The following is a 1,007-nucleotide window of genomic DNA, read 5'->3' as shown; positions in this document are numbered from 1 at the left end:
CGAGATCGCCGACAGCGCCGCGCTGGCCGCCGCGCTGCGCGAGGTGGCGCCGGAACCGGCCGAGCAGGCGGGGCTGGCCGACGCGATCGCCGATCCCGGTCCGCAGCAGAACTATTCGGCCTCGGGCTACACCCGCATCGAGACGCTCGGCCGGGAGCTCGCCGCCCTGCGGGAACGCAGCGGCCAGCCGCTGGTCGAGCTCGTGGCCGACGTGGAGCGCACCATCGGCGTCGGGGTGGAGACCCAGGCCCGCCGCGCCATGGCGGGCACCGGAGCGGGACGCGAACACCTGGACGCGTTCGCCGAGGTGGTGGCGGGCTACGCCGCCGACACCGGCGCCTCGCTGAGCGGTCTGCTCGCCTTCCTCGCCGCCGCCGAGTCGGTCGAGAACGGGCTGGAGCCGGGCGAGGTGGAGGTCGCCAAGGATCGCGTGCAGGTGCTGACGGTGCACGCGGCCAAAGGACTGGAATGGGAGATCGTCGCGGTACCGCACGTGGTGCGCGGGGTGTTTCCCTCGGGCGCCGCCTCGGCGACCTGGCTGGGTGCGCTGGCCGAGTTGCCCACCTCGCTGCGCGGCGACCGCATCCAGGACGACGCCGCCGAGGGCGTGCCGGTCTTGGACCTCTCGGACTTGTACGACCGCGCCGACCTGGAGGCCGCCATCAAGGCGCACAAGGGCGCGCTGGACCGCAGGCGCCTCGACGAGGAGCGGCGGCTGTTCTATGTCGCGCTCACCAGAACCGAACGGGTGCTGTTGGTTTCGGCGCACCACTGGGCCGAGACCGGCTCCACGCCGAAGGGGCCATCGGACTTCCTGCTGGAACTGAAGAACGCAAGCGAGTCTGTCGATGGGCCCGCGTACGGTGTGCTCGACATCGCCAGGTGGGACGATCCGCCCGAGGTCGACGCGGTCAACCCGTTCACCGACAATCCGGCGACCGCCGAGTGGCCCCGCGACCCGCTCGGCCCCCGCCGCGACCCGATCGAGCAGGGCGCCGCCCTCGTCC

The 1,007-nt window shown here is 73.0% G+C and carries 1 protein-coding gene; it reads left to right on the top strand.

Annotated elements, in window-relative coordinates:
• Window positions 1-1,007, top strand: a 1,007-nt coding sequence (locus tag NL1_RS35975) for a 3'-5' exonuclease (protein ID WP_162272808.1), incomplete at both ends; no start/stop codon positions are given.

Source organism: Nocardia lijiangensis NBRC 108240, from assembly GCF_001613045.1.
In the GTDB taxonomy this organism is placed as follows: Bacteria; Actinomycetota; Actinomycetes; order Mycobacteriales; family Mycobacteriaceae; genus Nocardia; species Nocardia lijiangensis.
Note: the sequence above shows the minus strand (reverse complement) of the source record. Positions and strands in the feature narration are given on the sequence as shown.